Genomic DNA, 22,663 nt, shown 5'->3' with positions numbered 1-22,663 from the left:
CCCTGAATTCCAGGGACTCACACTGGCGGTCTGACCAGCAAAGGGGATATCATGATTTCCCGTCTGCCGGCGATCATTTCTCGCCGAGTTTTCTCCCCGCTTCACACTATTTGAAGGATTAACCATGAAAGGATGGAGTCCCTTGCTGGCCCTGCTGGGTTGTGCCTGTGTCCAGGCCGCCGATGTTCCGCCCGGCACCCAACTCGCCGCCGAACAGGCCGTCGTGCGTCACCTGAAAGACGAACCGGCAAGCCTGAGCCCGCTCAAGCTGGTCGGCCTGCCCGAACTGCAGGTATTGCGAGACCTCTACGAGGGGCTGCTGACCCAGGGGCCGGATGGCAAGGTGCTGCCCGGCGTCGCGACGCGGTGGGACAACAAGGACAATCAGCAGTTTACCTTCCATTTGCGACCGGATGCACGCTGGTCCAACGGTGACAAGGTCAAGGCTGCCGACTTCGTCTACGGCTGGCGCAAGCTGGTTGATCCAAAGGAGGCCGCCACCTTCGCCTGGTTTGCCCAGCTGGCTCACTTCACCAAGGTGGACGAGATAGTGGCTGGCAAGCTGCCGCCCGAGGCGCTCGGGGTAAAAGCCCTCGACGAGCACACGCTGCAGGTGACCCTCTCCCAGCCTGTGCCCTATTTTCTGAGCCTGCTGACCCACCCCAGCCTGTCACCCCTGCATCAGGCAAGCATGGAACAGTACGGCAACCAGTGGACCCAGCCGGGCAAGCTGGTCGGCAACGGCGCCTTCGTGCTGAGCCAACGGGTGGTGAACGAGAAGCTGGAGTTGGCCCCCAATCCCCATTACTGGGACAGGGCTCATACAGTGCTGACCAAGGTCACCTTCGTCCCCATCAACCAGGAAACCGCTGCCACCAATCGCTACCTGGCAGGGGATCTGCACATCACGGAATCCTTCCCCAAGGAGCAGTATCACAAGCTGATGCAGCAGATCCCGGGTGAGGTCCATACCCCGGATCAACTCGGCACCTACTACTACGCCTTCAATACCCAGCTGCCACCGCTGAACGATGTGCGGGTGCGCAAGGCGCTCTCCTACACCATCGACCGCGGCCTCATTGCCGCCAAGGTACTGGGCACTGGCGAGAAACCGGCTTATCGCTTCACGCCGGATGTGACGGCCGATTTTGAACCCAAGGCCAACCTGCTCTCCAGCACCAGCCAGCAAGATCTCGATGCCAGGGCCAGAGCATTGCTGCAAGAGGCGGGCTATGGCCCGGCCAAGCCGCTCAAGCTGACCCTGCTTTACAACACCGCCGAAATCCACAAGAAAATGGCGCTGGCCATCGCCAACCTGTGGAAGCAGAAACTGGGGGCGCAAGTCGAGCTCACCAATCAGGAGTGGAAAACCTATCTCGACAGCCGCCAGAGCGGTCAGTTCGAGGTGATCCGTTCCTCCTGGGTGGCCGATTACAACGATCCTTCCGCCTTCCTCGGCCTGTGGGGCTCCCGGCACAGTGGCAACATGGCACGCTTCGCCAACGCACGCTATGACGAGATCCTGACTCAAGCAGCCAAGAGCCGGGATCCCGGTGAGCGAGCCCGCCTGTTCGACGAAGCCGAGTCCATCTTGCAAGATGAGGCGCCGATCGCCCCCATCTATCAGTACACCAATGCACGGCTGATCAAACCCTGGCTCAAGGGGTATCCCATCAACAACCCGGAAGACGTGGCCTATAGCCGCCAGCTCTACCTCATCAAGCACTGATCATGCGGGGGCCAGCCTGACTGGCCCCTATTCAGGGCTGTTCATGCTCACGTTTTAGGCATAAAATGCCGCCCTTTCCATCAACCCTCACTCTCTTATCCGGTTTGTTATGCGTTTCTTATTGATGATCCCCCTGCTGGTCACACTGCCTGCCCACGCTGCAAGCGAGTCACAATGCCGTCAGGCGTTCACGGACTGGATGCTGACCCAGCACCAGCAATTCAGCGATCGCAATGCCAGCAAGATGAAGCGACGCCTGGCCGAGCGGGCCATCGATCAGATGCGCGACGAATTTGCCAAGCAGGAGAGCTTCTGTCAGGCCATGGAGTGGGCGACGCATCACCAGGATCAGGATCCACGCTTCAACCCGAGACCGGGGGAGATCCACGACTTCACGCCCGCCAGCTGAATCAGCCAAATGAAAAAGCCCCGAACCTGAGTTCGGGGCTTTTTCATTTATCGAACGAGACACTTGCCTCAGTCGACGTAGAAGGTCTGCTGGAAGGTGAGCGTCTGTTGCTGCCCCTCCCCCATGATCTTCAAGGTGAACTGGTAGGTATCCTGGTTGCGATAGGGCAGCACAGCCAGATAGTAGATGGCGTCCCCCTCCTTGACCTCCTGGAAGGTCAGGGTGCGCAGGGTGCCGGTGAGGTTCTTGGCCTCGCCCGTGATCCCCACCGCCTGTGCCACCCCTTGCTTGTTCTGCACAGCGATATTGATGATGCCGTTGTAGCGACTGCGCTCCAGACCGTAGGCCTTGGCCACGTCCGGAGTAAGGAAGCTGGAGTTGAAGGCGCTGTAGTGCACCTGCCAGGGCCCTAGCTCCTTCATTTGTTCCGCCCGCAGCGGTAACGTCATCAGCAGTGCCAGCAGGCAGCTTATCCAGGCTGTTTTCATGGTGTCATCCTTCTCGTGTTATCCCTGAGTCTCCAGCAGGGCATGGATCTCGGCGGGGATCTGCCTGGGCGACTCGATGGCAACCGTCTTGTGCCGTCCCAGCTCCCCGCGCACTATGCGAACCTGTCCCTTGGCCACCTTGAACTGCTTGGCCAGGTACTTGATCAAGTGGCTGTTGGCCTGGCCATCCACCGGCGGCGCCGTGATGGCCACTTTCAACTCGTCTCCGTGCAATCCGACGATCTGATCCCGGCTCGCCTTGGGCTGGATCATCAGATGCAATATCAGCTCATCCCCTTCCCGCAGGACGGCTGGCATCAAATCATCCACCACAGCTGGCCGAACAGATCACCCAGCAGATAGTTGATGGCCTGCAGTCCGATAAAGGCGACCAGCACGGAAAGATCCAGCCCGCCCAGTGCCGGCAGGATGCGGCGGATAGGGGCCAGGAAGGGCTCGGTCAGCTGGTGCATCACGTGTTCGATGGGGTTGCGACCCTGGCTGACCCAGCTCAGAATGGCGCGGATCAGCAGTACCCAGAAGATCATGGAACCCGCTTTTTTCAGCACTGTCAGGGCGGCAAACAAGCTGATGGTGAGCCAGTCGGCCAGCAGCACGTTCATGCTCTTGAGCAGTGCCAGTTTGGCGAAGGCAATGATAATCGCCAGCAGCACCGAGGCCATGTCCACCCCACCGAAGCCAGGAATGACCCGGCGTAGCGGTATCACCAGCGGATTGGTCACCTTGACCACCATCTGGCTCATGGGGTTGTAGAAGTCGGCGCGGGCCCACTGCAACCAGACGCGCAGCAGCACCACCATGAGGTAGAGATCAAAAATCGTGTTAATCAGAAAGTAAGCGGTGTTCATCTGAGCTCCAGCAGTAAGAGAAGAGTGTTCAGAAAAGAGTTTCCATCTCGGCAGCCCGTGCAACGGCTGCCTGCATGGCGTGAGCGGTCAGCGGCATCAGCCCCTGTTCCTGGAATGTCTTGATGGCCTCGGCTGTGGTACCCCCCTTGCTGGTCACCTGCTCGCGCAGGGCTTGCAGCGACAAATCGGGATTCTGCTCCACCATGGCGGCGGCGCCAAGGGCTGTCTGCTGCACCAGCAAGCGGGCCTGCTCGGGGCTGAAGCCCATGGCCTCCGCTTCTTCGGCAATCGCCTGCATGAACAGGAAGAAGTAGGCAGGTGCGCTGCCGGCCGCCGCTATCACGCCATTGATGCCGGACTCTTGCGCAGTCCAGAGGGTCTTGCCCACGGCCTGCATCATCTGCTCGGCAAAGTCGCGGTCGGCTTGCTCAACCCCGGGTGGGGCATAGAGACCCGTCATGCCCAACCCCAATAGAGAAGGGGTATTGGGCATGGTGCGGATGATGCGAGCGTGACCGCCCGCCATCTCGCCAAGACGGGCCACCTTGATACCGGCCGCGATGGAGATGAGCAGCTTGCCCTCAAGGGACCCCAGCTCACCGACCAGCGCACTCAGCATGCCCGCCATCAGCTGGGGCTTGACCGCCAGCACTATGACGTCGGCCTCGCGGGCCGCCTCGGCATTATTTTGGGTGATGCGAATGCCATAGTCGCTCGCCAGCGCATCCAGCTTGGGGCGGCTGGGATTGGCGGCGATGATACGCTCGGCCGGATAACCCGCCTGGACAAGGCCGGCAATGATACTGCGGCTCATATTGCCTGCGCCGATAAAGGCGAGGATTCTCTGCTGCATCAAACACTCCTGTGGATGAAATGGCTGCAAACACCTGCACTGCCTGCGCCGATAAAGGCGAGGGTTCCATATTGCATCAGGTGGTCTTGCTTATGAATAGTCACGGGCACCGAAGATGGCGGTACCGACCCGCACCATGGTGCTGCAATGGGCGATGGCCAGTTCGAGATCCTCGGTCATCCCCATCGAGAGGGTATCGACGCTCGGGTATTGTTGCGCAAGCTCGGTGAACAGAGTCTGCATGCGCACCATCTGGGCAGCCAATACCGCTTCGTCACTGGTATGTTCCGGAATGGCCATCAGCCCCCGCAATACCAGCCGTTCACTGTGGGAGACCAGCTCGGCCAGCCGGAAAATCTCTTGCTCCGACGTTCCGGATTTGCTGCTCTCTCCGCTAATATTGATTTGCAGACAGATATTTAGCGGCGCCAACCCGGCTGGACGCTGGTTGTTGAGACGCTCGATCAGCTTGTCACGATCCACGCTCTGTACCCAGTCGAACCGTTCGGCCACCAGCCTGGACTTGTTCGATTGCAAGGGGCCGATAAAGTGCCACTCTATGTCTGTACAGACCGCTTGCTCGCGCAGTGTATCTATCTTGGTCGCCGCTTCCTGGGCATAGGACTCACCGAAGCGTCGCTGACCGGCGGCATAAGCCTCGCGAATGGCCTCAAGCGGCTTGGTTTTGCTGACCGCAAGCAGGTTGATGTGATCGACACAGCGATCCGCCCGGCGAGCGGCCTGTACAATACGTTCCTTTACCTGAAGCAGGTGCTGGGCAATCTGGCTCATATTTCGTTAGTGATCTTGTGATGGGAGAATGACAAGTCTATGGATATCACAGAGTTATTGGCTTTCAGTGTAAAGCATAAAGCCTCGGATCTACACCTCTCGGCCGGGGTTCCCCCGATGATCAGGGTTGATGGTGAGGTTCGCAAGATCAATTTGCCCGCCCTGGAACACAGGGAAGTGCATGCCCTCATTTACGACATCATGAACGACCACCAGCGCAAGGAACTGGAAGAGAACTTCGAGGTCGACTTCTCGTTCGAAGTCCCCAATCTGGCCCGCTTCCGGGTCAATGCCTTCCAGCAATCCCGCGGTTCGGGGGCCGTATTCCGTACCATCCCCAGCACAGTGCTGAGCCTGGAGGATCTCGATGCTCCCGAAATCTTCCGCAAGATCTCCGAATACCCGCGCGGCCTGGTACTGGTGACAGGGCCGACCGGCTCGGGCAAGTCCACCACACTGGCGGCCATGGTCAACTACATCAACGAGAACTTCCATCACCACATACTCACCATCGAAGACCCCATCGAATTCGTGCACGAGAACAAGCGCTGTCTGGTGAACCAGCGGGAAGTTCACAGGGACACCAAGAGCTTCAGCAACGCCCTGCGCTCGGCACTGCGGGAAGACCCGGACATCATACTGGTGGGCGAGATGCGTGACCTCGAGACCATTCGTCTGGCAATGACGGCGGCCGAGACCGGCCACTTGGTATTCGGCACCCTGCACACCTCGTCGGCAGCCAAGACCATAGACCGTATCATCGACGTCTTTCCCGGCGCGGAAAAAGACATGGTGCGATCCATGCTCTCCGAATCCCTGCGGGCGGTTATCTCCCAGACTCTGCTCAAACGGATAGGCGGCGGCCGGGTGGCGGCCCACGAGATCATGATGGGCATACCCGCTGTGCGCAACCTCATACGGGAAGACAAGATCGCCCAGCTCTACTCGGTGATCCAGACCGGGATGACCCACGGCATGCAGACCATGGATCAGAGCCTCAAACAGCTGGTCAGCCGTGGTGTGGTTGCGTCACTCGATGCCAAGGCCAAGGCGGTCGACCCCAATAGCGTGTAACCACAACGGAAAACGAATCTAAGGAAGGAGTCGTTATGAATCTGGATGCCCTGTTGGCCGAACTGGTCGCACGCAAAGGCTCGGATCTGTTCATCACGGTTGGTACGCCCCCCACCCTCAAGATCAACGGGCATCTGTTCTCCCTCGGCAGCGAAGCGCTCGACAAGCAGAGCGCGCTGACCCTGGTCAGGGAGACGCTCAGCCCTGAGCATTTCGAGCGCTACATCCGCACCAGGGAGGGCAACTACGCCATCCACCGCGAGGCACTGGGACGCTTTCGGGTGAGTGCCTTCTGGCAGCAGGAGCTGCCGGGCATGGTAGTGCGCCGTATCGAGACCCGCATTCCAACCTTCGACGAACTGACCCTGCCGCCCATCTTGCAGGAGGTGGCCATGGCCAAACGCGGCCTGGTGCTTTTCGTCGGTGCCACCGGAACGGGCAAATCCACCACTCAGGCAGCCATGATCGGCTATCGAAACCAGAATGCGGATGGCCATATCCTGACGGTGGAAGATCCGGTGGAGTTCGTGCATCAGCACGGCCGCAGCCTGATCACCCAGCGGGAAGTGGGCATAGATACGGAATCATTCGATGTGGCGCTGAAGAGCTCCCTGCGCCAGGCACCTGACGTTATCCTCATCGGCGAGATCCGAAGCCAGGAAACCATGGAGTTCGCACTGCAATTTGCCGAGACCGGCCATCTTTGCCTCGCGACCCTGCACGCCAACAATGCCAACCAGGCGCTGGATCGCATCCTCCATCTGGTGCCGCAGGAGAAACACCGCCAGTTACTGTTCGATCTCTCCTTCAACCTGCGTGCCATCGTCGCCCAGCAACTGGTGCCAAGCCTGGATGGTCGCCGCCGCTTTGCGGCCTTTGAAGTGCTGCTCAACACGCCGCTCATCACGGATATCATCCGCAAAGGCGAGGTTCATCGTCTCAAGGAGGTGATGACCAAATCCACCGAGCTTGGCATGCAGACCTTCGATCAGGCGCTGTTTACCCTGTTTTGTGCCGGCCAAATTGGCTACAGTGAGGCCCTTGCCCATGCCGACTCGGCCAACGACCTGCGACTGCTGATCAAGCTGTCCGGCCGTGAGCAGATGGGTGCAGGCACACTCGACAACGTCACCCTGGATGAATGAGGGGCGTGTGTCACCGCTATTAAAGGATCGTTATGCTGATTGTGGTTTCCCCGGCCAAGACGCTGGATTACGAGTCACCTCTGGTGACCTCCCGTTTCACCCAACCCCAATTGCTGGATCACTCGGCTGAGCTGATCACCCGGGCCCGCCAGCTGACACCGGATCAAATCGCCAGCCTGATGAAGATCAGCGACAAGCTGGCCGGCCTCAACGCCGCCCGTTTTGCCCAGTGGCAACCTGACTTCCATCCGGACAACTCCCGCCAGGCGCTGCTTGCGTTCAAGGGGGATGTCTACACAGGGCTTGAGGTAGAAGATTTCAACGACGGGGATTTCGACTTTGCCCAGGCGCACCTTCGCATGCTCTCCGGCCTCTACGGCGTACTGCGCCCGCTCGATCTCATGATGCCCTATCGGCTGGAGATGGGGACCCGGCTCGATAACAGTCGCGGCAAGGACCTCTACCAGTTCTGGGGGGATGTGATTACCCAGCACATCAATGCAGCGCTGGCAGCGCAGGGGGACGAGGTGCTGATCAACCTGGCCTCTGACGAGTATTTCAAGTCGGTACGACCGAAAGCCCTGAAGGGCAGGATCGTCACCCCTGTGTTCAAGGACGAGAAGAATGGCCAGTTCAAGATCATCAGCTTCTACGCCAAGAAGGCGCGCGGCATGATGGCCCGCCACATCATCAAACACAGGCTGACCGAGGTTGAGCAACTGACTGGTTTCAACGTCGATGGTTACTACTTCGTGCCAGAAGAGTCTGACGTTCATACCCTGATGTTTAAACGTGCCGAAAATTAATTACAGAAAGAGGGAACCAAATTCAGGATCCCCGGGTCTGAATACGTGAATCCTCTGTTGTAAGCACTTTTTATCAGCCGACGTCTATGCGTCGGCTTTTTTCTGCGCGCGATTCCCGCGCTACTTCCCCATCCAGGATCCACTTGGCAAAACGGCCATCCGAGGATGGCCGTTGCTGCAGGTATGGCTTACTTCTTTTTCTTCTTGGCACTCTTCTTCTTGCCATCCTTCGGCTTTTTCTTCTTCACCGGCACTCGTGCTTCTTTGTGCTTGGGACGCAGCTCATCGATCACCCGGCGCTTGAGACGCTCTTCGGTGTAACGCTCAATCTTGGCGACCATGCCCATGTCGTGAGCTTCCACCAGGCTGATGGCGCAGCCACGGTTGCCGGCGCGACCGGTACGGCCGATGCGGTGAACATAGACGTCTGTACCATAGGGCATGTCGTAGTTGATGACATGGCTGACGTTGGGCAGGTCAATGCCACGGGCGGCAACGTCGGTGGCAACGAGGAAGGGGACTTCCCCTGCATGGAACTTGCGGATCGACTCGACGCGTTTGCTCTGTTCCATCTCGCCACGGATCCAGGCACATGGAATACCCGCAGCCTGCAATTGGCCAGAGAGTTCTGCCAGGCGCTCGCGGGTTCTGACGAAGACGATGGCTTTCTGGGTTTCCGGATCCTTGAGGATGTGGATCAACAGGGCCAGCTTGTGGGCGGCGTCATCGGCCAGATGTACCCACTGGGTAATTGGGCGACGTTCGCTGCGGGGCGGCTCGGCATGCAACTCTACCGGCTCGTTGAGGATCTCGTTGGCAAACTTCTCCAGCCCGGCCCCTTCCAGGGTCGCAGAGAACAGCATGGTGTGCTTGCGATACCGCGCCTCCGCCACTATCCGATTCACATCCTTGACAAAACCCATGTCCAGCATGCGGTCAGCTTCATCCAGCACCAGCACTTCGATGTCGTGGCTCTCGAACTCTTCTTTATCTATGTACTCGAGCAGACGGCCCGGAGTAGCGACCACTATGTCGGTGGTCTTGGTCAGGGCAGGCAGCTGCTCTTCGTGGCTGACGCCGCCAATGATGGTCTCGATGCTGAGGTTGGTGTGCACCGCCAGCGCTTTGGCGTGGGCAGTAACTTGCAACGCCAGTTCGCGAGTCGGGGTCAGGATCAGCATGCGGCACGGGCCCGGCTTGCGGCGAGGGAAATCCAGCAGATGTTGCAGAGCAGGCAGCACGAAGGCGGCCGTCTTGCCGGTACCGGTCGGAGCGGATGCCAGAATATCGCGGCCGTCCAGGGCTGGCTCCAACACCATCTGCTGGATGGTGGTCGGGCGGGTGAATCCCATCTCGGCCAAGGCCCGGTTGAGGGCTGGATGCAGGTCGAAATCATCAAAGGACTGGCTCATGGCAATACTCGGTCATTAAGGAAACGGCAGATTATAGGCGATTATGCCGTCGGCTCCTATGGTGACTGTGGCTTAGTCGCTATAATCGCCGACCATTTTGTGTGTAACTGGCATATGACGGGGGTCAGATGGGACGAAACAGCGGCTTTACCTTCAAACAGTTTCACGTCGAGCACGACCGCTGCGCCATGAAAGTCGGCACGGACGGCATACTGCTGGGCGCCTGGGCACCGGTGGCCGAGACCCGCCGGGTGCTGGACATAGGTACCGGTAGCGGCCTGGTTGCACTCATGCTGGCCCAACGCAGCAGATCCGACTGCATCATAGATGCGGTGGAGCTGGATATGAATGCAGCGACTCAGGCCAGAGAGAATGTGGCGGCCTCCCCCTGGGCAACCCGGATCAACATCATGGAGGGCGCCATTCAGGATTATCAGGCGACCCCCTATGACCTCATCGTCTCCAACCCTCCCTACTTTGGGGCAGGCCAGTCTCTGCGCGACCCGGCCAGGGCACTGGCTCGACATACAGGCTCCCTCGACAGCCGGGATCTGCTGGCCGCATGCGATCGCTTGCTGACCCCTGTCGGACAAGTCGCGCTGGTGTTTCCGACCGCCATGGCCGATGAAATTTTATGCATCTCGGCAGATTATGATCTGCATGGGGTTTGTTATACAGCTGTTATCACCAGAGCCGGGAAAGAGGCAAATCGTGTTTTATTGCTACTTGGCAGAGGATTAAACAGGTGTGAGCAGGGTGAGATTGTGATCCATTCTGCTGTGGGAGCCTATTCCGACAGATACATCCAACTGACCCACCCCTTCTATTTGAAGATGTAAATTTCGTCTTGAACTATTTTTTCACGCCATTATGCTGACTCTCAAACGAGCGCCCGCTCCAGACCAGCTCAAACCACTGGTTGTGATGAAAAAACACGCGGGGCTCCTTTTTTTTACCCCTGAACAACGCCGGTCACTGACCAATAAAAAACTATAACAAGCAATAGTTTACAAGACAGACGAGGTTGAACTTGACGAAATCACTCACATTATCCGATGTACTCGGATTGGGCTTCATGACCTTTGCGTTCTATCTGGGCGCCGGTAACATCATTTTCCCGCCATTGGCAGGCTACATGGCAGGTGAGCACCTCTCTCTGGCCATGCTGGGCTTCCTGGTCACAGCCGTGGGCCTGCCCCTCATCACTATCATTGCTGTCGCCAAAGCGGGTAATGGCTGGGCTGGCATGACCAAATTTCTGCCTGCCGGACTGGCAACCGCACTGGCCGTGGCCATCTATATCATCATTGGCCCGGCCTTTGCTGCTCCCCGTACCGGTCTGGTTGCCTATGAAATGGGCCTCAAGCCCTTTATCGGTGATATGGGTCAAGCCGGTCTTGCCGCCTATACAGTGATCTTCTTCGGCATTGCCTTACTGGTCTCCCTCAATCAGGGCAAGCTGATGGATAACATCGGCAAGTACCTGATGCCACTGCTGATGGTGCTGCTGCTGACCCTGGCCGTCGGCGTCTTCGTCGCGCCGCAAGGCACAATGCCAAGCGCCACCGGTGACTATCTCGAGAGCCCGTTCGTGAAGGGGATCCTGGAAGGCTACAACACCATGGATACCCTGGCTTCCCTGATGTTTGGCGCCCTCATCATCGATCTGTTGCGCCAGAAGGGGATCAACGACTACAAGAGCCAGTTCAAGTATCTGGCCATTGCGGGTGTTATCTCTGCCATCGGTCTGTCCGTGGTCTATGTTTCCCTGTTTCAGCTGGGTAATACCGCAGCCGGGGTTGCCACCGACGTCAGCAATGGCGGCGCCATCGTGAACGCCTATGTGCTGAGCCTGTTCGGTCAACCGGGTCAGTTCATTCTGGCCGGCATCATCACCCTGGCTTGCTTCACTACCGCAGTGGGCCTCATCTCCGCCTGCTCCGACTTCTTCCACAATCTCACTGGCATGAGCTACAAGAAGCTGGTTGTCCTGCTGGGTACCATCTGTGCCATCGTCGCCAACGTGGGTCTGAGCCAACTTATCAGCCTCTCCATCCCTGTGCTGGTCGCCATCTATCCGGTCGCAGTGGCTCTGGTGCTGGTCACCTTCCTGAAGGGATACTTCGGGCGCCCTCGCCTGGTGTTCCGTGGCGTACTGCTGGTGGCATTCCTGTTCGGTTGCCTGGATGGTCTGGGTGCTGCCGGCATGAAGATGGATGCCTTTGCCTTCCTGCCACTGTTTGACAAGGGCCTGGCCTGGTTGCTGCCGACCCTGCTGGCCTGTGGCCTGGGCATGGCGGTGCGCTCCAGCGAGAAGCTGGCTGCCGAAGCCGCCTGACAACAATTTGTTCCGATATAAAAAGAGGCCAGCATATGCTGGCCTCTCTCTTTTCTCTGATCCGTCACCACAACATCAAAGCAGCGGGACTACCGGTTTGGGTTTGCCTTCCAGGCCATACCAGCGCGTCTCGATCCGACCGGCATGCCACTGAAACGTGCCCCAGGGCCTGTCTGCCTGCCAGCGCGGAAAACTCACCACCACCTTGTTGTCGTCGTACTTGTAGAGCGAGGTGTTGATCTGGACATCAGACAATATGAGTAGCAAGACCCCGCCGATGACAAGCCATTTCAGCACTTTCCACATAGGATTACTCGAAACAGATTTCGATGGTGGCCCGACCGTAGTCTGACTCGAACGGCATCATGATTTTGGTGCCGTCGGCCCTGTGGGTAATAGTGTGGTTGGGGCCCGAAACTATGATGGGGGTCGCCATATCAAACTCGTAGCCCTTCTCTCCCAGCATGCGCTTGGCGCCGCCGGTCACCATGTTGGTGATCTCGCCCACCATGTCGGTCACTTCTTCGTTGATGGTCGCCGGAGCTTCACCCAGCATGCGGCGCATGATCTCCAGTGCCAGTCCCTTCTCGAAACTGATGGAGAGGGAACCCCTGGTCTGCGGACCGACCATGCCGATAAGACCAGAGACATCGCCGCGCGCCAGTTCGTCCATCTTGCGCTTGGGTTTCCCTGGTCTGAGCTCCAGCTGTGCCATGGTAGAAAGCACATTGAGCAGGGAAAGCAGGAATGGGTTTACAAAATCAGCCTTCATGTTGACTTCCTACGGTGGGCGTACAGCGAGCACATTGGCCATGTGCCTCGATTGTCTTATTGGTAATAGTAAAACCATGCAAGTGGGCCTGCTCGGAAAACGCGCTATCGATCGCCGTATCGTGAAGCTCGACTACATCCCCGCACTCGTCACAGATCAGCAACTGCATCGGATGGGCATGGTCAAAATGACAGCAGAATATGAAAGCGTTGAGCGACTCCACCTTGTGGGCAAAACCCTGCTCGAGCAAAAAGTCGAGCGCTCGATAGACAGTCGGCGGCTTGGCATGAGCCTCGGTTTGCTGCAGTTGAGCCAGCAGATCATAGGCGCTAATGGCGTTGCCGTGGGCGGCCAGCAGAGTGAATACCTGGCGCCGGGTAGGGGTGAAGCGGATCCCGCGTTGTTCGCAGAGTCGTTCGGCTCGTTGTAAAAGTTGGTCTTGATTCATGATCACGCAAATACCCTTTCTATTAGCCGGATACTACCACAGGGCCTCGCATGGCGCGGCGACAAAATTCATTTTCTGGGGCTGCCTCACGTTGTGATAAAATCCCGCCCCTTTGTTTAGCCAACCCGGATGATTTTTATGCAGGCGCAGCGTTTTTCCATCGCCCCCATGCTGGACTGGACCGATCGGCATTGCCGTTATTTCCACCGTCTGATGACCCGCCAGACCTTGCTTTATACCGAAATGGTGACCACGGGTGCCATCATCCATGGCAAAGGAGATTATCTGGGTTACAGCGAGCAGGAGCACCCCGTCTCTCTGCAACTGGGTGGCAGCAATCCGGCGGATCTGGCCCACTGCGCCAAGCTGGCCCGGGAGCGCGGCTATGACGAGATCAACCTCAACGTCGGCTGCCCGTCAGATCGGGTTCAAAATGGCCGCTTCGGTGCCTGCCTGATGGGTGAACCGGCGCTGGTGGCCGACTGCGTCAAGGCGATGCGCGATGCGGTCGATATCCCGGTGACGGTCAAGACCCGGATCGGTATCGACGATCAGGACTCCTACGAATTTTTGCAGGCCTTTATCGAGCAGGTGCGCGATGCCGGTTGCGATACCTTTATCGTCCATGCCCGCAAGGCATGGCTCAGCGGTCTGAGCCCACGTGAAAACCGCGAGATACCGCCACTCGACTATCCCCGCGTCTATCGGGTCAAACAGGATTATCCCGAGCTGACCATAGCCCTCAACGGCGGTGTCACCAGCCTCGAGCAAACGCTGGAACATCTGCAGCAGGTGGATGGGGTCATGATGGGGCGCGAAGCCTACCAGAACCCCTACATGCTGGCGCAGGTAGACAGCCAGCTGTTCGGTCTGACGAGCGAGATCCCGAGCCGCCATGAAGTGGTGCGAATGATGCTTCCCTACATGGAGCAGGAGCTGGCCAAAGGCAACTATCTCTCCCACATGACCCGCCACATGCTGGGCCTGTTCCAGAACATGCAGGGAGCCCGTGCCTGGCGTCGTCACCTTAGCGAGAACGCCTGCAAGCCGGGTGCCGGCATTCAAGTCGTGCTGGATGCCATGGCCAAGGTGCCGGAATTTGCCAGCGCCGAATCGGTAGAGTGATCATGTACCGCTTCACGGGTTCATGGCTGCACAAGGCAGTTGTCCGGCTCTGCGCCGGACTGTTGGCCATCCTCGGCATCAAGCTCAGCGCCTTCTACTTTCTCGGTCTGCTGATTGTGCTGGGCCTGCACAAGGATCATTTGCTGAGCTGATCCATGTCACCTCCCTGCCAACCAATGAAAAAGCGGGTAACACCAGATGTTACCCGCTTTTCTCTATGGGGCCATCGCTCCTGAGTTACTCCCCCTTGTCCACAAACTGCAGTTCGGGCGCAAATGATGTCAGTACGTCGGCACAGTAGTCCCAGGTCGAGATGCGATAGTGCTGCAGATCCTCATCCAGATGCAGGCCCTCCGACTCCTGATGGAACCAACTGGCGAAACGGGACGGGGTGATGAGCTGGATCTGCTCCTCGATGGCATGGCTCTCCTTGCCTTCCGACAGATCACAGTCCTCCATGACCCGAACGGCGAAGATATGACGAAAATAGACTCGACACAGGATCTGTGGCGGCAGATCGATACTGCGCGCCCGACCCAGCATGACGGTCAGGGAGTCACTCCAGATATCCTGATGAAGCTCGGCCACAACCAGGCCTGGGGGGAGTTGGCGGGACGGAGCCCAAGGTACCGCAACCTGCCGAATGGCATTTTTCTGTTCCATCATCCACCTCACTACGGCGCACGCCATATCTTGAGTGTATCTGAAACAAATTCCGCTGACGATGGCAATAAAAAACCCGGCTGGCGCCGGGTTTTACACGATTACTTGACGGCGTCTTTCAGCGCCTTGCCTGCCACAAAGGACGGCACATTCGCGGCTGCAATCTGGATTTCTTTACCAGTCTGCGGGTTACGGCCAGTACGGCCAGCGCGATGGTTCACCTTGAAGGTACCAAAACCCACCAACTGCACGGCATCGCCTTCTTTCAGGCTCTGGGTAATACCATTGATGATCTCTTCCAGAGCCACTTTGGCCTGAGCTTTGCTCAGATCTGCTTTGGCTGCAATTGCATCGACAAGTTGAGCTTTGTTCATAACATTTCCTTTATGATCGGGCATTTAGCACCGGGCCACTCTATTCAAAAAAAAACACTCAGGCAAAGGCTTTATCAGCCAGATTGGCTTGAATGCTGGGGTTTTCATCAAGATCTGCGGAAATAGTCACATATCTCGCCACTTCGTTATCGTGAGCGACAGGAAGGGGAGAACAAATGATGACGTCTTGTAGCCAAAACACCACCTGACGTAACAATATCCCCATACACCTATTGACGGTCAACCGGATTTTCCCTAGTTATAGGGAGTGTCGTCAGTCAATAAGAAAGGCCGGAGGCCTGTAGCGATAGCACTCCATGCCTATGCCCCACGGAGGGATTATGTTAACTGAACTGGAAAAAACAAAGCGCGCATTGGCAGGAAAACACCGTGCTATCGATGACTGGCTGGATGCCAGGCAGGCACTGCTGGTCGAATACATGCGGCTCGCCGGGCTGACCCCCGCCCGCAACAAACAACGCTCACTGCCCAGTCCATCCGAGCTGCAACGCTTTTGCGATCAGCTGGTCGACTACGTCAGCGCCGGTCACTTCGAGATCTACAACCATGTGGTCGCCGCCTTTGAACAGGCCAGCGGTGACAAGCTGGAACTGGCCAAGCGCATCTATCCCCACATTCGGGAATGCACTGAATTCGCACTGGAATTCAACGACAAGTACAGCAACGCAGACGAAGCTCAAATGTTGCTGCTTGATGAGGATTTGAATCAGTTGGGACCTGTACTGGAGGATCGCTTCAAACAGGAAGATCGGCTGGTCAAGGCACTGCAAGTGGTAGAGTCACTCAGCGCCCAACGGGTTTGATATCCAATTTCGGAGCCAGTTCAAGATCCTGATGCGCAAGGTGCATTACACTCTATGTCATGACCTTATAGCGCTAATCCCTATTGCTGACAGGAGATGATAATGTCCGAGCGTCGACGTTTCTCACGGATCCTCTACTTGACCATGGCCGACCTCGTCCAGGGAGATAAAACATGGCGGACCCAACTGGTCGATGTCTCTCTGCAAGGGGCGCTTCTGATCCGGCCCGATGACTGGGAGAGCCGTGATAACAAAGAGTACGAACTCGGCTTTGTCCTGAGCGGCAGCGACATCGAGATCAAGATGCAGGTGGAGCTGACCCATGAAGCTAGCAAGAAACTGGGGTTCTACTGCCACCATATCGATATCGACAGTGCGACCCACCTCAAGCGGATGATAGAGCTCAATGTCGGCGACGAGGACTTGCTCCACCGTGAACTGGAGCAGCTGCTGGACGAGCACCTGGAACATCCTCATCCCTGAGCCCCAGTCCAGAATCAATAAAAAGGAGCGCCAGTTTGCGCTCCTTTTTATTGCTGAATCTTCACGCTGTGCAAACTGCGCTGGATGGGGGGTTACAACGCCTCAAGCGCATCTGCCAGTTTCTTCACCGGTACCACTTCCATCCCCTCAATGGGGTGCTTGGGTGCGTTGGCATAGGGCACTATGGCACGGCGAAAACCGTGTTTGGCCGCTTCCTGCAACCGCTCCTGACCGGACGGCACGGGTCGGATCTCGCCGGACAGACCCACTTCGCCAAAGACTACCAGATCCTTGGGCAGGGCCTGGTCACGAAAACTGGAGACCATGGCCAGCAAGAGAGCCAGATCCGCACTGGTCTCTTCAACCTTGACGCCCCCCACTACGTTGATGAAGACATCCTGATCCGCCATCTGCAGCCCGCCGTGACGGTGCAGCACGGCCAGCAGCATGGCGAGCCGGTTGTGATCCATTCCCACCGCCACCCGACGCGGATTGGAGAGCTGGGAGTAATCCACCAGCGCCTGCAGCTCGACCAACAGTGGCCGGGTGCCCTCCCAGATCACCATGACGATGGAGCCAGGCGCTTGCTCTTCACCCCGGCTGAGGAAGATGGCTGAGGGATTGCTCACCTCGCGCATGCCCTGCCCCGTCATGGCGAACACGCCGAGCTCGTTGACGGCACCGAAGCGGTTCTTGTGGGAGCGCAGGGTGCGAAAACGCGAGTCATTGGCCCCATCCAGCAGCACTGAGCAGTCGACACAGTGCTCCAGCACCTTGGGGCCTGCCAGGGTGCCGTCCTTGGTGACGTGGCCCACCATGAAGATGGCGACGTGATTCTGCTTGGCATAACGGGTCAACAGGGCCGCGGCCTCCCGCACCTGGGAGACGGAGCCGGGAGATGACTGCACATCCGCCACATGCATTACCTGGATGGAGTCGATGACCATGATCTGCGGCTGCTCCTGCTGAGCTATGATGCAGATCTGCTCGACGCTGGTCTCCGACAGCATCCGCAGCTTGTCAGTGGGCAAGCCCAGCCGGCCGGCGCGCATCGCCACCTGCTGCAACGACTCTTCACCCGTGACATAAAGGGTCTTCATCCGCTCGGCCAGACCACACATGGTCTGCAGCAGCAGAGTGGACTTGCCCGCCCCCGGATTACCGCCGATAAGAATGGCAGAACCCGGCACCACACCACCGCCGAGCACCCGATCCAGCTCCTTGAAACCCGAGGAGAAGCGGGGGATCTCTGTGGTGGCGATCTCCGCCAGCGTCTGTACCTGACTGCCGATGGCGCCAGCATAGCCGGTATAGCGGGCGTTCTTGCCTGGCGTCACCGACCCCAGACGAACCTCGGTAATGGTGTTCCACTCCTTGCACTCACCACACTGGCCTTGCCAGCGTGTGAAGTCGGCACCACATTCGGTACAAACATAGGCAGTTTTATTTTTGGCCATGGATAACTCGGGGACAGGATGAATTCCTGCTTGATATACTTGTTTGCGACCGACAGATCAAACCCAGAATCGGAAAAATGACTTTCCGTGGCAGGAACACATGGATTCAGAACAACAACACCTGATCGAACAGCTCATTCCTCTGCTCAGAGAAAAGGATTTCGATGACATCTTCAACCGCCTGACTCAAGGTGAAAACAGCAACAGCCGTTTTCTGATCAAGATGGAGATCAAGCGCAGATGTACTCTCTGCCGGCGGGTCATCGACATGCGTGACGAGCTGGGAGACGCCTGCCTGGTGCATGAGTTTGAAGGGGTCACCCACTTCATGCCTGCCGAAGCTATCGGCCTGTTCCAGTCCCAATGCTATCTCTATCGCGATCTGTACACTCTTGGCGTGTACGAGACGCTGCAATATTGGCAGAAACACCACCAGCACAAGAGCGACCATCAGTTGCAACCGCCCACCAGCCCATTTCGGCAGTTCGACGTCAATGCCATTCCCTTCGCCAGCTACTATGGTCGACGTCAGGAGCGAATGCACTTCAGCTCTCCCGTGGTGATCAAGTTTGCCGATGGAGAAAAGCTGTTTGCCAAGAGCTCGGATCTCTCCATCGGCGGCATTCGCGTCTCGGTCTCCTATCTGCCCAATTACCAGACCGGTGCCCAGGTCGAAGTCTTCTTTACCGGCCTGGAACGGGACCATCCCAACCCAGTGCTGCACCAACCGGTCAGCTACCAGATTTTGGGAGAGGAGAGCAAGGAAGGAAAATATTGGCTGAGGCTGGTCAAGACAGGTGAACACCCGGGCTTTGATGCCTTCCTCACGGAATTTATCGAGAGCAACAAGAGCCGCTATCGAGTCAGTGTCGACTACCTGCTGTCGGCCGCCATCATCAAGGGCTACGAGCAGTTCTACCTGCCTCGCATGACCGGTATGCCGCTGTTCTTCGGCTCGGGAGACAGCCCCAGCCTCGAGATTGCCCTTCGCACCGAGAATAACCAGCATATCCTCGAATACTGGCGCGATGCCAAGAACCGCGACATGCTCGCCAGCCTCTTTTCGGCAGCCCGTATGCAATCCCTGCTACCCGCAGCAGGTACCTTACGTGAGACCCTGATCTACTGCTTCACCCACTCGGTTCGCAGCCACCTCTATTTTTTCTCCGCCACCCGGGAAGAGTTGCAGCAGAGCGGCCTGACCTCACTGTTTTTCCAGGTTGGTGCTCGTCGGCCCAGCTGGCGCGTCTATAAATTCAGCCTCGAACGCTGCGCGCTGCACGAGGCCGATCTCGCCAGCCAGCAAAACCAGGAGAACCTGCAGTTGCAGGACATGCTGCTACAAGAACGGCTCAAGCAGATAAGCCATGTCGGCTTGCTGCAGGAGATTGGCCTTGAAAATCAGCGGGAAGAGTTTCAATACGATGCCACCTTGCAGCACAACGCCAACGAGTTGCAGCGCTTCGGCCACGATACCGGGGCGGCCCCCTTTGAAATCGAGACGCTGCACTATGTTCAACTGCGCAAAGAAGCACGCTACATCCACAAGACGGCCGTTGCCATCAAGCATAATGGCAAGGCTTGGCTGGGCTGGACCCGCGACATCTCGGCCCACGGCATGCAGATAGAGCTGGAAGAGGCGATCGATGGCGCGAAAGACGACATAGTCACCATCGCCTTGCCCCGTTTGCAGGAGCTCTCCAAGAGCATGGACTTGCAACACCTCTCCTACCGGCTGGTCAGCATCAACCAGACACGGACTGTACTGCATCTCTGCATCGAGGGGGACCCGGAGCGCCATACCGGCCGCCAGTTCTTCAGCCTGCTGATTGAAAGCAACCAGAACAAACTCAAGGCTGCGCAGGAACAGCGCCGTTATCGCGGCATGGCCAGGGCGCTGCGCAACATCTACACCCACCATGTCTTCAGTACCCCTGTGTACATCAACAAGCTGAGGGGCGCTCCAAAACCGGCCTCCATCGGCCATGCCCCTCATACTCGCAGCCTGTCACGTCTGCTGCGGGCCTATGCCGAGCGCAGCGATCAAGACAACCTCTATCCCCTGTTCCAGGGAGACCTGCTCAAACAGCTGGTCATGAACCCGCTGCGCGCCATCGAGCGGGAGGACAAGCCCCAGGAGGAAGAGGTCTATATCGCCAGCCTGCATACGCCAGCCGGCCTGCCCGTGTTTACCAGCCGACTGGCCAGCAGCTTTCAGAGCCTGGCGGAAAAACGCAGCTTCATTGAACAGGCCTTGCGCCAGGGGGAGTTCTACTCTGTGCTGGTCGGCATCTCCCGCACCGGGCGACCCGACACCAACTTCATCGCCAACGAGCTGGACTACATCGCCAAGTTCGCCATTCACAAGGCCAAAAAGCTGGAAGAGGAGCTGTGGAGCGTGGTGGGGGTAGGCGAGCTGACAGATACCAGTCAGGCCACCCTGTTCAGGCTCGGCATCACTTCGCCGCAACACTGAACCCGCCTGAACGAAACAGGGCGCAACATGCGCCCTGTTTTTATTGTCATGCCGCCTGCGGGTTGAGCAGCCACGCGAGGATCTGCGGGAAGTGATCCTCCTGCGCCTGCGGCGCAGTCAGCATATTGATGTGATCGTAATCGAGCCGGTTGCCGTTATCCTTGCCAAGCCGGGTGTGGCGTGCGGCTGACCCCATCTCGGCAGTGAAGCGGCGCACATCGGTCGGGTGACCCAGCACCTTGTCAGCCTTGGCCGAGATCATCCAGAGCGGCGGCCAGTTGACCCGCGCCGCGGCTTCATCATAGGCAAAGCCGTCGTACGGGTCCTGCCAGGGACCACATTTGACCCAGGGAATCGTCTCCTGCAAGTAGCGCAGCGGCTCGTCATCCGCCCCCATCTTCAGACGGCGGGCCGCCAGAAAACCGGTGCGACGGGCCAGCCAGGGCGCCAGTCGATTCCAGATGAGATCCACCTTCAACCAGCGCTCGGGGTTTTGTACCGATACCCCGCGCTTGGTGCCAAAAAACACCAGGCTGGCGATCTGCTCGATCAGCTCAGGAAAACGCACCAGGGTCGAGGCCATGATGACGCCACCCCATGAGTGGGCCATCCAGTGCAGCTTGAAACCGCTGTGACGCGCCGCAATCCAGCGGTGCAAAGCGGGCAGATCCTCGGTGATCAGCTCATGCTGGCCATGCTCCGACTGCTCGGCGATGGCCGGTGTGCTCAAGCCCCGCCCCCGCAGATCGGCCACATATACCTGATAACCGTGGCGTGCCAGAAAGCAGGCCAGCCCCTTGCCCGATTCAGTGTAGAAGATGCGGCCATTCTCGATGGCGCCGTGCACCATCAGGATTGGCTCGCCATGTACCGCCACCCGCGGCTGTATATGGCGCACATGCAGTTGATGTGCGCCACAGGGGATAAACAGGGATTGCTGTAACAGTTCCATCTCGATGTAACGTCCTCCGTGACGTGGGGTCAGTTGTGCGCGGCTAATCAGGGGTCAGCTGCGATCCCAGCGACGATCGCGACAGGCAAGAGCCCCCAGCAGGCAGATCACCCCTTCCAGGTCATGATGGTTTAGAGTGGCCGCAGCCTGGGCCCGCACCCGCGGTTTGGCGTGAATGGCGATGCCGAGTCCGGCCACACCCATCATTTTCAGATCATTGGCGCCATCGCCAATGGCCACTGTCTGGGCAGGACGAATACCGAACGCTGTCGCCAGCTGTTGCAGCACGTCTGCCTTGACGCTGGCATCGACGATGCGCCCGCTCACCTGGCCGGTCAGCTGTGCCCCCTCGACTGCCAGCTCGTTGGCGAAGATGGCATCCAGCCCCAGCGCCTGCTGCAACTCACCGGCGAAACGGGTGAAACCGCCCGAGGCGATCGCCACCCTCCAACCGGCCTGCTTGAGGGTATCGACCATCAGCTGCAACCCTGGCATCCAGGGCATCTGGGCCGCCACCTCATCGAGAATGGTCACTGGTGCACCCGCCAACAGGGCGACCCGATTACGCAAACTGTCGGAAAACTCCAGCTTGCCCTGCATGGCGGCGGCCGTCACGGCGGCAACCTGGTCTCCCACGCCAGCCAGACGGGCAATCTCGTCGATGCACTCGATCTGGATGGCGGTGGAGTCCATGTCCATCACCAGCAAACCGGGCTCGCTCAGGGTCGGCAGCGCGGACAGATGGCAAATGTCGATGTCCCACGCTTCGGCCTTGAGCAACTGCACCAGCTCGGGGGAGAACCTGTCCGTGCCCAACAACAGCAAGGGCACCCCGGCCGGTGTGCTCGGCGGATAGAGCTGCGCCTGAATATCCTGCGCCGCCAGCAGCTCGGCCAGACGCGCCAGATGCCGGGCGGCAAGAGGCTTGCCAAACAGCACCAGCCAGGCGCCGTCCAGCGGCTGGGCAACGGGCAGCAAGGCTTGTGGCGTCAGCTGCCACCAGGGGGCGCTGTGCAGGCACTCTGGCCACTCGGACAAGGCAGCGGGTAATTGGGACAACAGCATAGAGATAGAGCCTTCCTTGGTGATCATGGGGTTACAAAACTGGCCCAGAGTAGCGTATTGCTTTTTGTACAGGCAAGCGCCAAGATCCCGCCACCGCTTGTCATCAGGA

The 22,663-nt window shown here is 58.3% G+C and carries 26 protein-coding genes; 12 read left to right on the top strand and 14 right to left on the bottom strand.

All coding sequences use genetic code 11. From position 1 onward, the window contains the following. Nucleotides 1–124 precede the first annotated feature (124 nt). Nucleotides 125–1,729, top strand: coding sequence for an ABC transporter substrate-binding protein (locus GWQ31_RS19590; protein ID WP_058395313.1), 1,605 nt, complete (start codon nt 125–127; stop codon nt 1,727–1,729). A gap of 109 nt (nt 1,730–1,838) precedes the next feature. After that, on the top strand, nt 1,839–2,138 hold the full coding sequence (locus GWQ31_RS19585) for a hypothetical protein (RefSeq protein ID WP_011899099.1): 300 nt from the start codon (nt 1,839–1,841) through the stop codon (nt 2,136–2,138). A gap of 68 nt (nt 2,139–2,206) precedes the next feature. Here the strand turns inward: GWQ31_RS19585 and GWQ31_RS19580 are convergent, their stop codons facing one another. The 5 genes from GWQ31_RS19580 to GWQ31_RS19560 form a co-directional block, all read right to left on the bottom strand. After that, complete coding sequence (locus GWQ31_RS19580) at nt 2,207–2,626, bottom strand: DUF4426 domain-containing protein (protein WP_005320482.1); 420 nt, start codon at nt 2,624–2,626, stop codon at nt 2,207–2,209. 18 nt (nt 2,627–2,644) lie between these two features. Beyond that, complete coding sequence (gene yggU / locus GWQ31_RS19575; RefSeq protein ID WP_005320479.1) at nt 2,645–2,944, bottom strand: DUF167 family protein YggU; 300 nt, start codon at nt 2,942–2,944, stop codon at nt 2,645–2,647. Continuing rightward, a complete protein-coding gene (locus GWQ31_RS19570) occupies nt 2,944–3,495 on the bottom strand; it encodes a YggT family protein (RefSeq protein WP_265420628.1) in 552 nt (183 codons plus the stop codon). The genes yggU and GWQ31_RS19570 overlap by 1 nt, the downstream gene beginning before the upstream one ends. A gap of 28 nt (nt 3,496–3,523) precedes the next feature. Continuing rightward, on the bottom strand, nt 3,524–4,348 hold the full coding sequence (gene proC / locus GWQ31_RS19565) for a pyrroline-5-carboxylate reductase (RefSeq protein WP_219591317.1): 825 nt from the start codon (nt 4,346–4,348) through the stop codon (nt 3,524–3,526). A gap of 90 nt (nt 4,349–4,438) precedes the next feature. Further along, a complete protein-coding gene (locus GWQ31_RS19560) occupies nt 4,439–5,140 on the bottom strand; it encodes a YggS family pyridoxal phosphate-dependent enzyme (RefSeq protein WP_265463162.1) in 702 nt (233 codons plus the stop codon). 39 nt (nt 5,141–5,179) lie between these two features. On the opposite strand from GWQ31_RS19560, the gene tapT reads away from it, so the two are divergent. Genes tapT through yaaA form a run of 3 tightly spaced genes read left to right on the top strand, consistent with a single transcriptional unit; the run spans nt 5,180 to nt 8,165 of the window. Next, nucleotides 5,180–6,214: a type IVa pilus ATPase TapT gene (gene tapT, locus GWQ31_RS19555; RefSeq protein ID WP_005320466.1), complete on the top strand. Its 1,035-nt coding sequence runs from the start codon at nt 5,180–5,182 to the stop codon at nt 6,212–6,214. Between the two features lie 35 nt (nt 6,215–6,249). Then, nucleotides 6,250–7,359, top strand: coding sequence for a type IVa pilus ATPase TapU (tapU, locus tag GWQ31_RS19550; RefSeq protein ID WP_021140458.1), 1,110 nt, complete (start codon nt 6,250–6,252; stop codon nt 7,357–7,359). A gap of 32 nt (nt 7,360–7,391) precedes the next feature. Continuing rightward, complete coding sequence (yaaA, locus tag GWQ31_RS19545) at nt 7,392–8,165, top strand: peroxide stress protein YaaA (RefSeq protein WP_265463163.1); 774 nt, start codon at nt 7,392–7,394, stop codon at nt 8,163–8,165. 188 nt (nt 8,166–8,353) lie between these two features. On the opposite strand, the gene srmB is transcribed toward yaaA, so the two are convergent. Further along, complete coding sequence (gene srmB / locus GWQ31_RS19540) at nt 8,354–9,577, bottom strand: ATP-dependent RNA helicase SrmB (RefSeq protein ID WP_005320462.1); 1,224 nt, start codon at nt 9,575–9,577, stop codon at nt 8,354–8,356. 128 nt (nt 9,578–9,705) lie between these two features. Between srmB and GWQ31_RS19535 the strand changes: the two genes are divergently transcribed. Both GWQ31_RS19535 and brnQ read left to right on the top strand, forming a co-directional pair. Continuing rightward, complete coding sequence (locus GWQ31_RS19535) at nt 9,706–10,416, top strand: methyltransferase (protein ID WP_275910065.1); 711 nt, start codon at nt 9,706–9,708, stop codon at nt 10,414–10,416. Between the two features lie 185 nt (nt 10,417–10,601). Continuing rightward, nucleotides 10,602–11,915, top strand: a complete 1,314-nt coding sequence (brnQ, locus tag GWQ31_RS19530) for a branched-chain amino acid transport system II carrier protein (RefSeq protein WP_275910064.1) — start codon at nt 10,602–10,604, stop codon at nt 11,913–11,915. Nucleotides 11,916–11,990: 75 nt separating this feature from the next. Here the strand turns inward: brnQ and GWQ31_RS19525 are convergent, their stop codons facing one another. The 3 genes from GWQ31_RS19525 to zur are packed head-to-tail and all read right to left on the bottom strand — an operon-like array spanning nt 11,991 to nt 13,135. Further along, nucleotides 11,991–12,221 carry a hypothetical protein gene (locus GWQ31_RS19525; RefSeq protein ID WP_265463166.1) on the bottom strand — a complete coding sequence of 77 codons (231 nt, stop codon included), beginning with the start codon at nt 12,219–12,221 and terminating at the stop codon, nt 11,991–11,993. Between the two features lie 4 nt (nt 12,222–12,225). Beyond that, on the bottom strand, nt 12,226–12,687 hold the full coding sequence (locus GWQ31_RS19520) for a chemotaxis protein CheX (RefSeq protein WP_005320452.1): 462 nt from the start codon (nt 12,685–12,687) through the stop codon (nt 12,226–12,228). After that, nucleotides 12,677–13,135, bottom strand: coding sequence for a zinc uptake transcriptional repressor Zur (gene zur, locus GWQ31_RS19515; protein ID WP_021140463.1), 459 nt, complete (start codon nt 13,133–13,135; stop codon nt 12,677–12,679). Before zur ends, GWQ31_RS19520 begins: the two co-directional genes overlap by 11 nt. Nucleotides 13,136–13,273: 138 nt before the next feature. On the opposite strand from zur, the gene dusA reads away from it, so the two are divergent. Further along, nucleotides 13,274–14,260 (top strand): tRNA dihydrouridine(20/20a) synthase DusA, encoded by a 987-nt coding sequence (gene dusA / locus GWQ31_RS19510; protein WP_275910063.1) that lies wholly within the window; start codon nt 13,274–13,276, stop codon nt 14,258–14,260. Between the two features lie 2 nt (nt 14,261–14,262). Next, nucleotides 14,263–14,412 carry a hypothetical protein gene (locus tag GWQ31_RS19505; RefSeq protein ID WP_021140465.1) on the top strand — a complete coding sequence of 50 codons (150 nt, stop codon included), beginning with the start codon at nt 14,263–14,265 and terminating at the stop codon, nt 14,410–14,412. A gap of 85 nt (nt 14,413–14,497) precedes the next feature. Here GWQ31_RS19505 and GWQ31_RS19500 read toward each other — a convergent pair whose 3' ends face one another. Next, the gene (locus tag GWQ31_RS19500) at nt 14,498–14,923 is read right to left on the bottom strand and encodes a hypothetical protein (protein WP_005320448.1); all 426 of its coding nucleotides are present in this window, start codon (nt 14,921–14,923) and stop codon (nt 14,498–14,500) included. A gap of 101 nt (nt 14,924–15,024) precedes the next feature. Next, entirely contained in the window at nt 15,025–15,297 is a 273-nt protein-coding gene (gene hupA / locus GWQ31_RS19495; RefSeq protein ID WP_005305063.1) for a nucleoid-associated protein HU-alpha, read from the bottom strand. A 341-nt stretch (nt 15,298–15,638) separates the two neighbouring features. On the opposite strand from hupA, the gene GWQ31_RS19490 reads away from it, so the two are divergent. Then, entirely contained in the window at nt 15,639–16,121 is a 483-nt protein-coding gene (locus GWQ31_RS19490; RefSeq protein WP_005320446.1) for an Rsd/AlgQ family anti-sigma factor, read from the top strand. Nucleotides 16,122–16,223: 102 nt separating this feature from the next. After that, nucleotides 16,224–16,604: a PilZ domain-containing protein gene (locus GWQ31_RS19485; RefSeq protein WP_005320440.1), complete on the top strand. Its 381-nt coding sequence runs from the start codon at nt 16,224–16,226 to the stop codon at nt 16,602–16,604. A gap of 92 nt (nt 16,605–16,696) precedes the next feature. On the opposite strand, the gene radA is transcribed toward GWQ31_RS19485, so the two are convergent. Next, nucleotides 16,697–18,061, bottom strand: coding sequence for a DNA repair protein RadA (gene radA / locus GWQ31_RS19480; protein WP_005320438.1), 1,365 nt, complete (start codon nt 18,059–18,061; stop codon nt 16,697–16,699). A gap of 100 nt (nt 18,062–18,161) precedes the next feature. On the opposite strand from radA, the gene GWQ31_RS19475 reads away from it, so the two are divergent. Further along, entirely contained in the window at nt 18,162–20,537 is a 2,376-nt protein-coding gene (locus GWQ31_RS19475) for a PilZ domain-containing protein (RefSeq protein WP_275910062.1), read from the top strand. A 46-nt stretch (nt 20,538–20,583) separates the two neighbouring features. On the opposite strand, the gene GWQ31_RS19470 is transcribed toward GWQ31_RS19475, so the two are convergent. Next, on the bottom strand, nt 20,584–21,489 hold the full coding sequence (locus GWQ31_RS19470) for an alpha/beta fold hydrolase (RefSeq protein ID WP_265463200.1): 906 nt from the start codon (nt 21,487–21,489) through the stop codon (nt 20,584–20,586). 54 nt (nt 21,490–21,543) lie between these two features. Beyond that, entirely contained in the window at nt 21,544–22,554 is a 1,011-nt protein-coding gene (gene serB, locus GWQ31_RS19465) for a phosphoserine phosphatase SerB (RefSeq protein ID WP_275910061.1), read from the bottom strand. Between the last annotated feature and the right edge of the window lie 109 nt (nt 22,555–22,663).

It is taken from the genome of Aeromonas sp. 2MA4 (genome assembly GCF_029237305.1).
Taxonomy (GTDB): Bacteria; Pseudomonadota; Gammaproteobacteria; order Enterobacterales; family Aeromonadaceae; genus Aeromonas; species Aeromonas salmonicida.
The sequence above is the reverse complement of the archived record's forward strand: the minus strand, read 5'-3'. Positions and strand labels throughout refer to the sequence as shown.

Bases quoted from the DNA above. Each gene is read 5' to 3' on its own strand.
- GWQ31_RS19590 (WP_058395313.1), top strand. From the start codon at position 125: ATGAAAGGATGGAGTCCCTTGCTGGCCCTGCTGGGTTGTGCCTGTGTC.
- GWQ31_RS19585 (WP_011899099.1), top strand. From the start codon at position 1,839: ATGCGTTTCTTATTGATGATCCCCCTGCTGGTCACACTGCCTGCCCAC.
- GWQ31_RS19580 (WP_005320482.1), bottom strand. From the start codon at position 2,626: ATGAAAACAGCCTGGATAAGCTGCCTGCTGGCACTGCTGATGACGTTA.
- yggU (WP_005320479.1), bottom strand. From the start codon at position 2,944: ATGCCAGCCGTCCTGCGGGAAGGGGATGAGCTGATATTGCATCTGATG.
- GWQ31_RS19570 (WP_265420628.1), bottom strand. From the start codon at position 3,495: ATGAACACCGCTTACTTTCTGATTAACACGATTTTTGATCTCTACCTC.
- proC (WP_219591317.1), bottom strand. From the start codon at position 4,348: ATGCAGCAGAGAATCCTCGCCTTTATCGGCGCAGGCAATATGAGCCGC.
- GWQ31_RS19560 (WP_265463162.1), bottom strand. From the start codon at position 5,140: ATGAGCCAGATTGCCCAGCACCTGCTTCAGGTAAAGGAACGTATTGTA.
- tapT (WP_005320466.1), top strand. From the start codon at position 5,180: ATGGATATCACAGAGTTATTGGCTTTCAGTGTAAAGCATAAAGCCTCG.
- tapU (WP_021140458.1), top strand. From the start codon at position 6,250: ATGAATCTGGATGCCCTGTTGGCCGAACTGGTCGCACGCAAAGGCTCG.
- yaaA (WP_265463163.1), top strand. From the start codon at position 7,392: ATGCTGATTGTGGTTTCCCCGGCCAAGACGCTGGATTACGAGTCACCT.
- srmB (WP_005320462.1), bottom strand. From the start codon at position 9,577: ATGAGCCAGTCCTTTGATGATTTCGACCTGCATCCAGCCCTCAACCGG.
- GWQ31_RS19535 (WP_275910065.1), top strand. From the start codon at position 9,706: ATGGGACGAAACAGCGGCTTTACCTTCAAACAGTTTCACGTCGAGCAC.
- GWQ31_RS19525 (WP_265463166.1), bottom strand. From the start codon at position 12,221: ATGTGGAAAGTGCTGAAATGGCTTGTCATCGGCGGGGTCTTGCTACTC.
- GWQ31_RS19520 (WP_005320452.1), bottom strand. From the start codon at position 12,687: ATGAAGGCTGATTTTGTAAACCCATTCCTGCTTTCCCTGCTCAATGTG.
- zur (WP_021140463.1), bottom strand. From the start codon at position 13,135: ATGAATCAAGACCAACTTTTACAACGAGCCGAACGACTCTGCGAACAA.
- dusA (WP_275910063.1), top strand. From the start codon at position 13,274: ATGCAGGCGCAGCGTTTTTCCATCGCCCCCATGCTGGACTGGACCGAT.
- GWQ31_RS19505 (WP_021140465.1), top strand. From the start codon at position 14,263: ATGTACCGCTTCACGGGTTCATGGCTGCACAAGGCAGTTGTCCGGCTC.
- GWQ31_RS19500 (WP_005320448.1), bottom strand. From the start codon at position 14,923: ATGGAACAGAAAAATGCCATTCGGCAGGTTGCGGTACCTTGGGCTCCG.
- hupA (WP_005305063.1), bottom strand. From the start codon at position 15,297: ATGAACAAAGCTCAACTTGTCGATGCAATTGCAGCCAAAGCAGATCTG.
- GWQ31_RS19490 (WP_005320446.1), top strand. From the start codon at position 15,639: ATGTTAACTGAACTGGAAAAAACAAAGCGCGCATTGGCAGGAAAACAC.
- GWQ31_RS19485 (WP_005320440.1), top strand. From the start codon at position 16,224: ATGTCCGAGCGTCGACGTTTCTCACGGATCCTCTACTTGACCATGGCC.
- radA (WP_005320438.1), bottom strand. From the start codon at position 18,061: ATGGCCAAAAATAAAACTGCCTATGTTTGTACCGAATGTGGTGCCGAC.
- GWQ31_RS19475 (WP_275910062.1), top strand. From the start codon at position 18,162: ATGGATTCAGAACAACAACACCTGATCGAACAGCTCATTCCTCTGCTC.
- GWQ31_RS19470 (WP_265463200.1), bottom strand. From the start codon at position 21,489: ATGGAACTGTTACAGCAATCCCTGTTTATCCCCTGTGGCGCACATCAA.
- serB (WP_275910061.1), bottom strand. From the start codon at position 22,554: ATGCTGTTGTCCCAATTACCCGCTGCCTTGTCCGAGTGGCCAGAGTGC.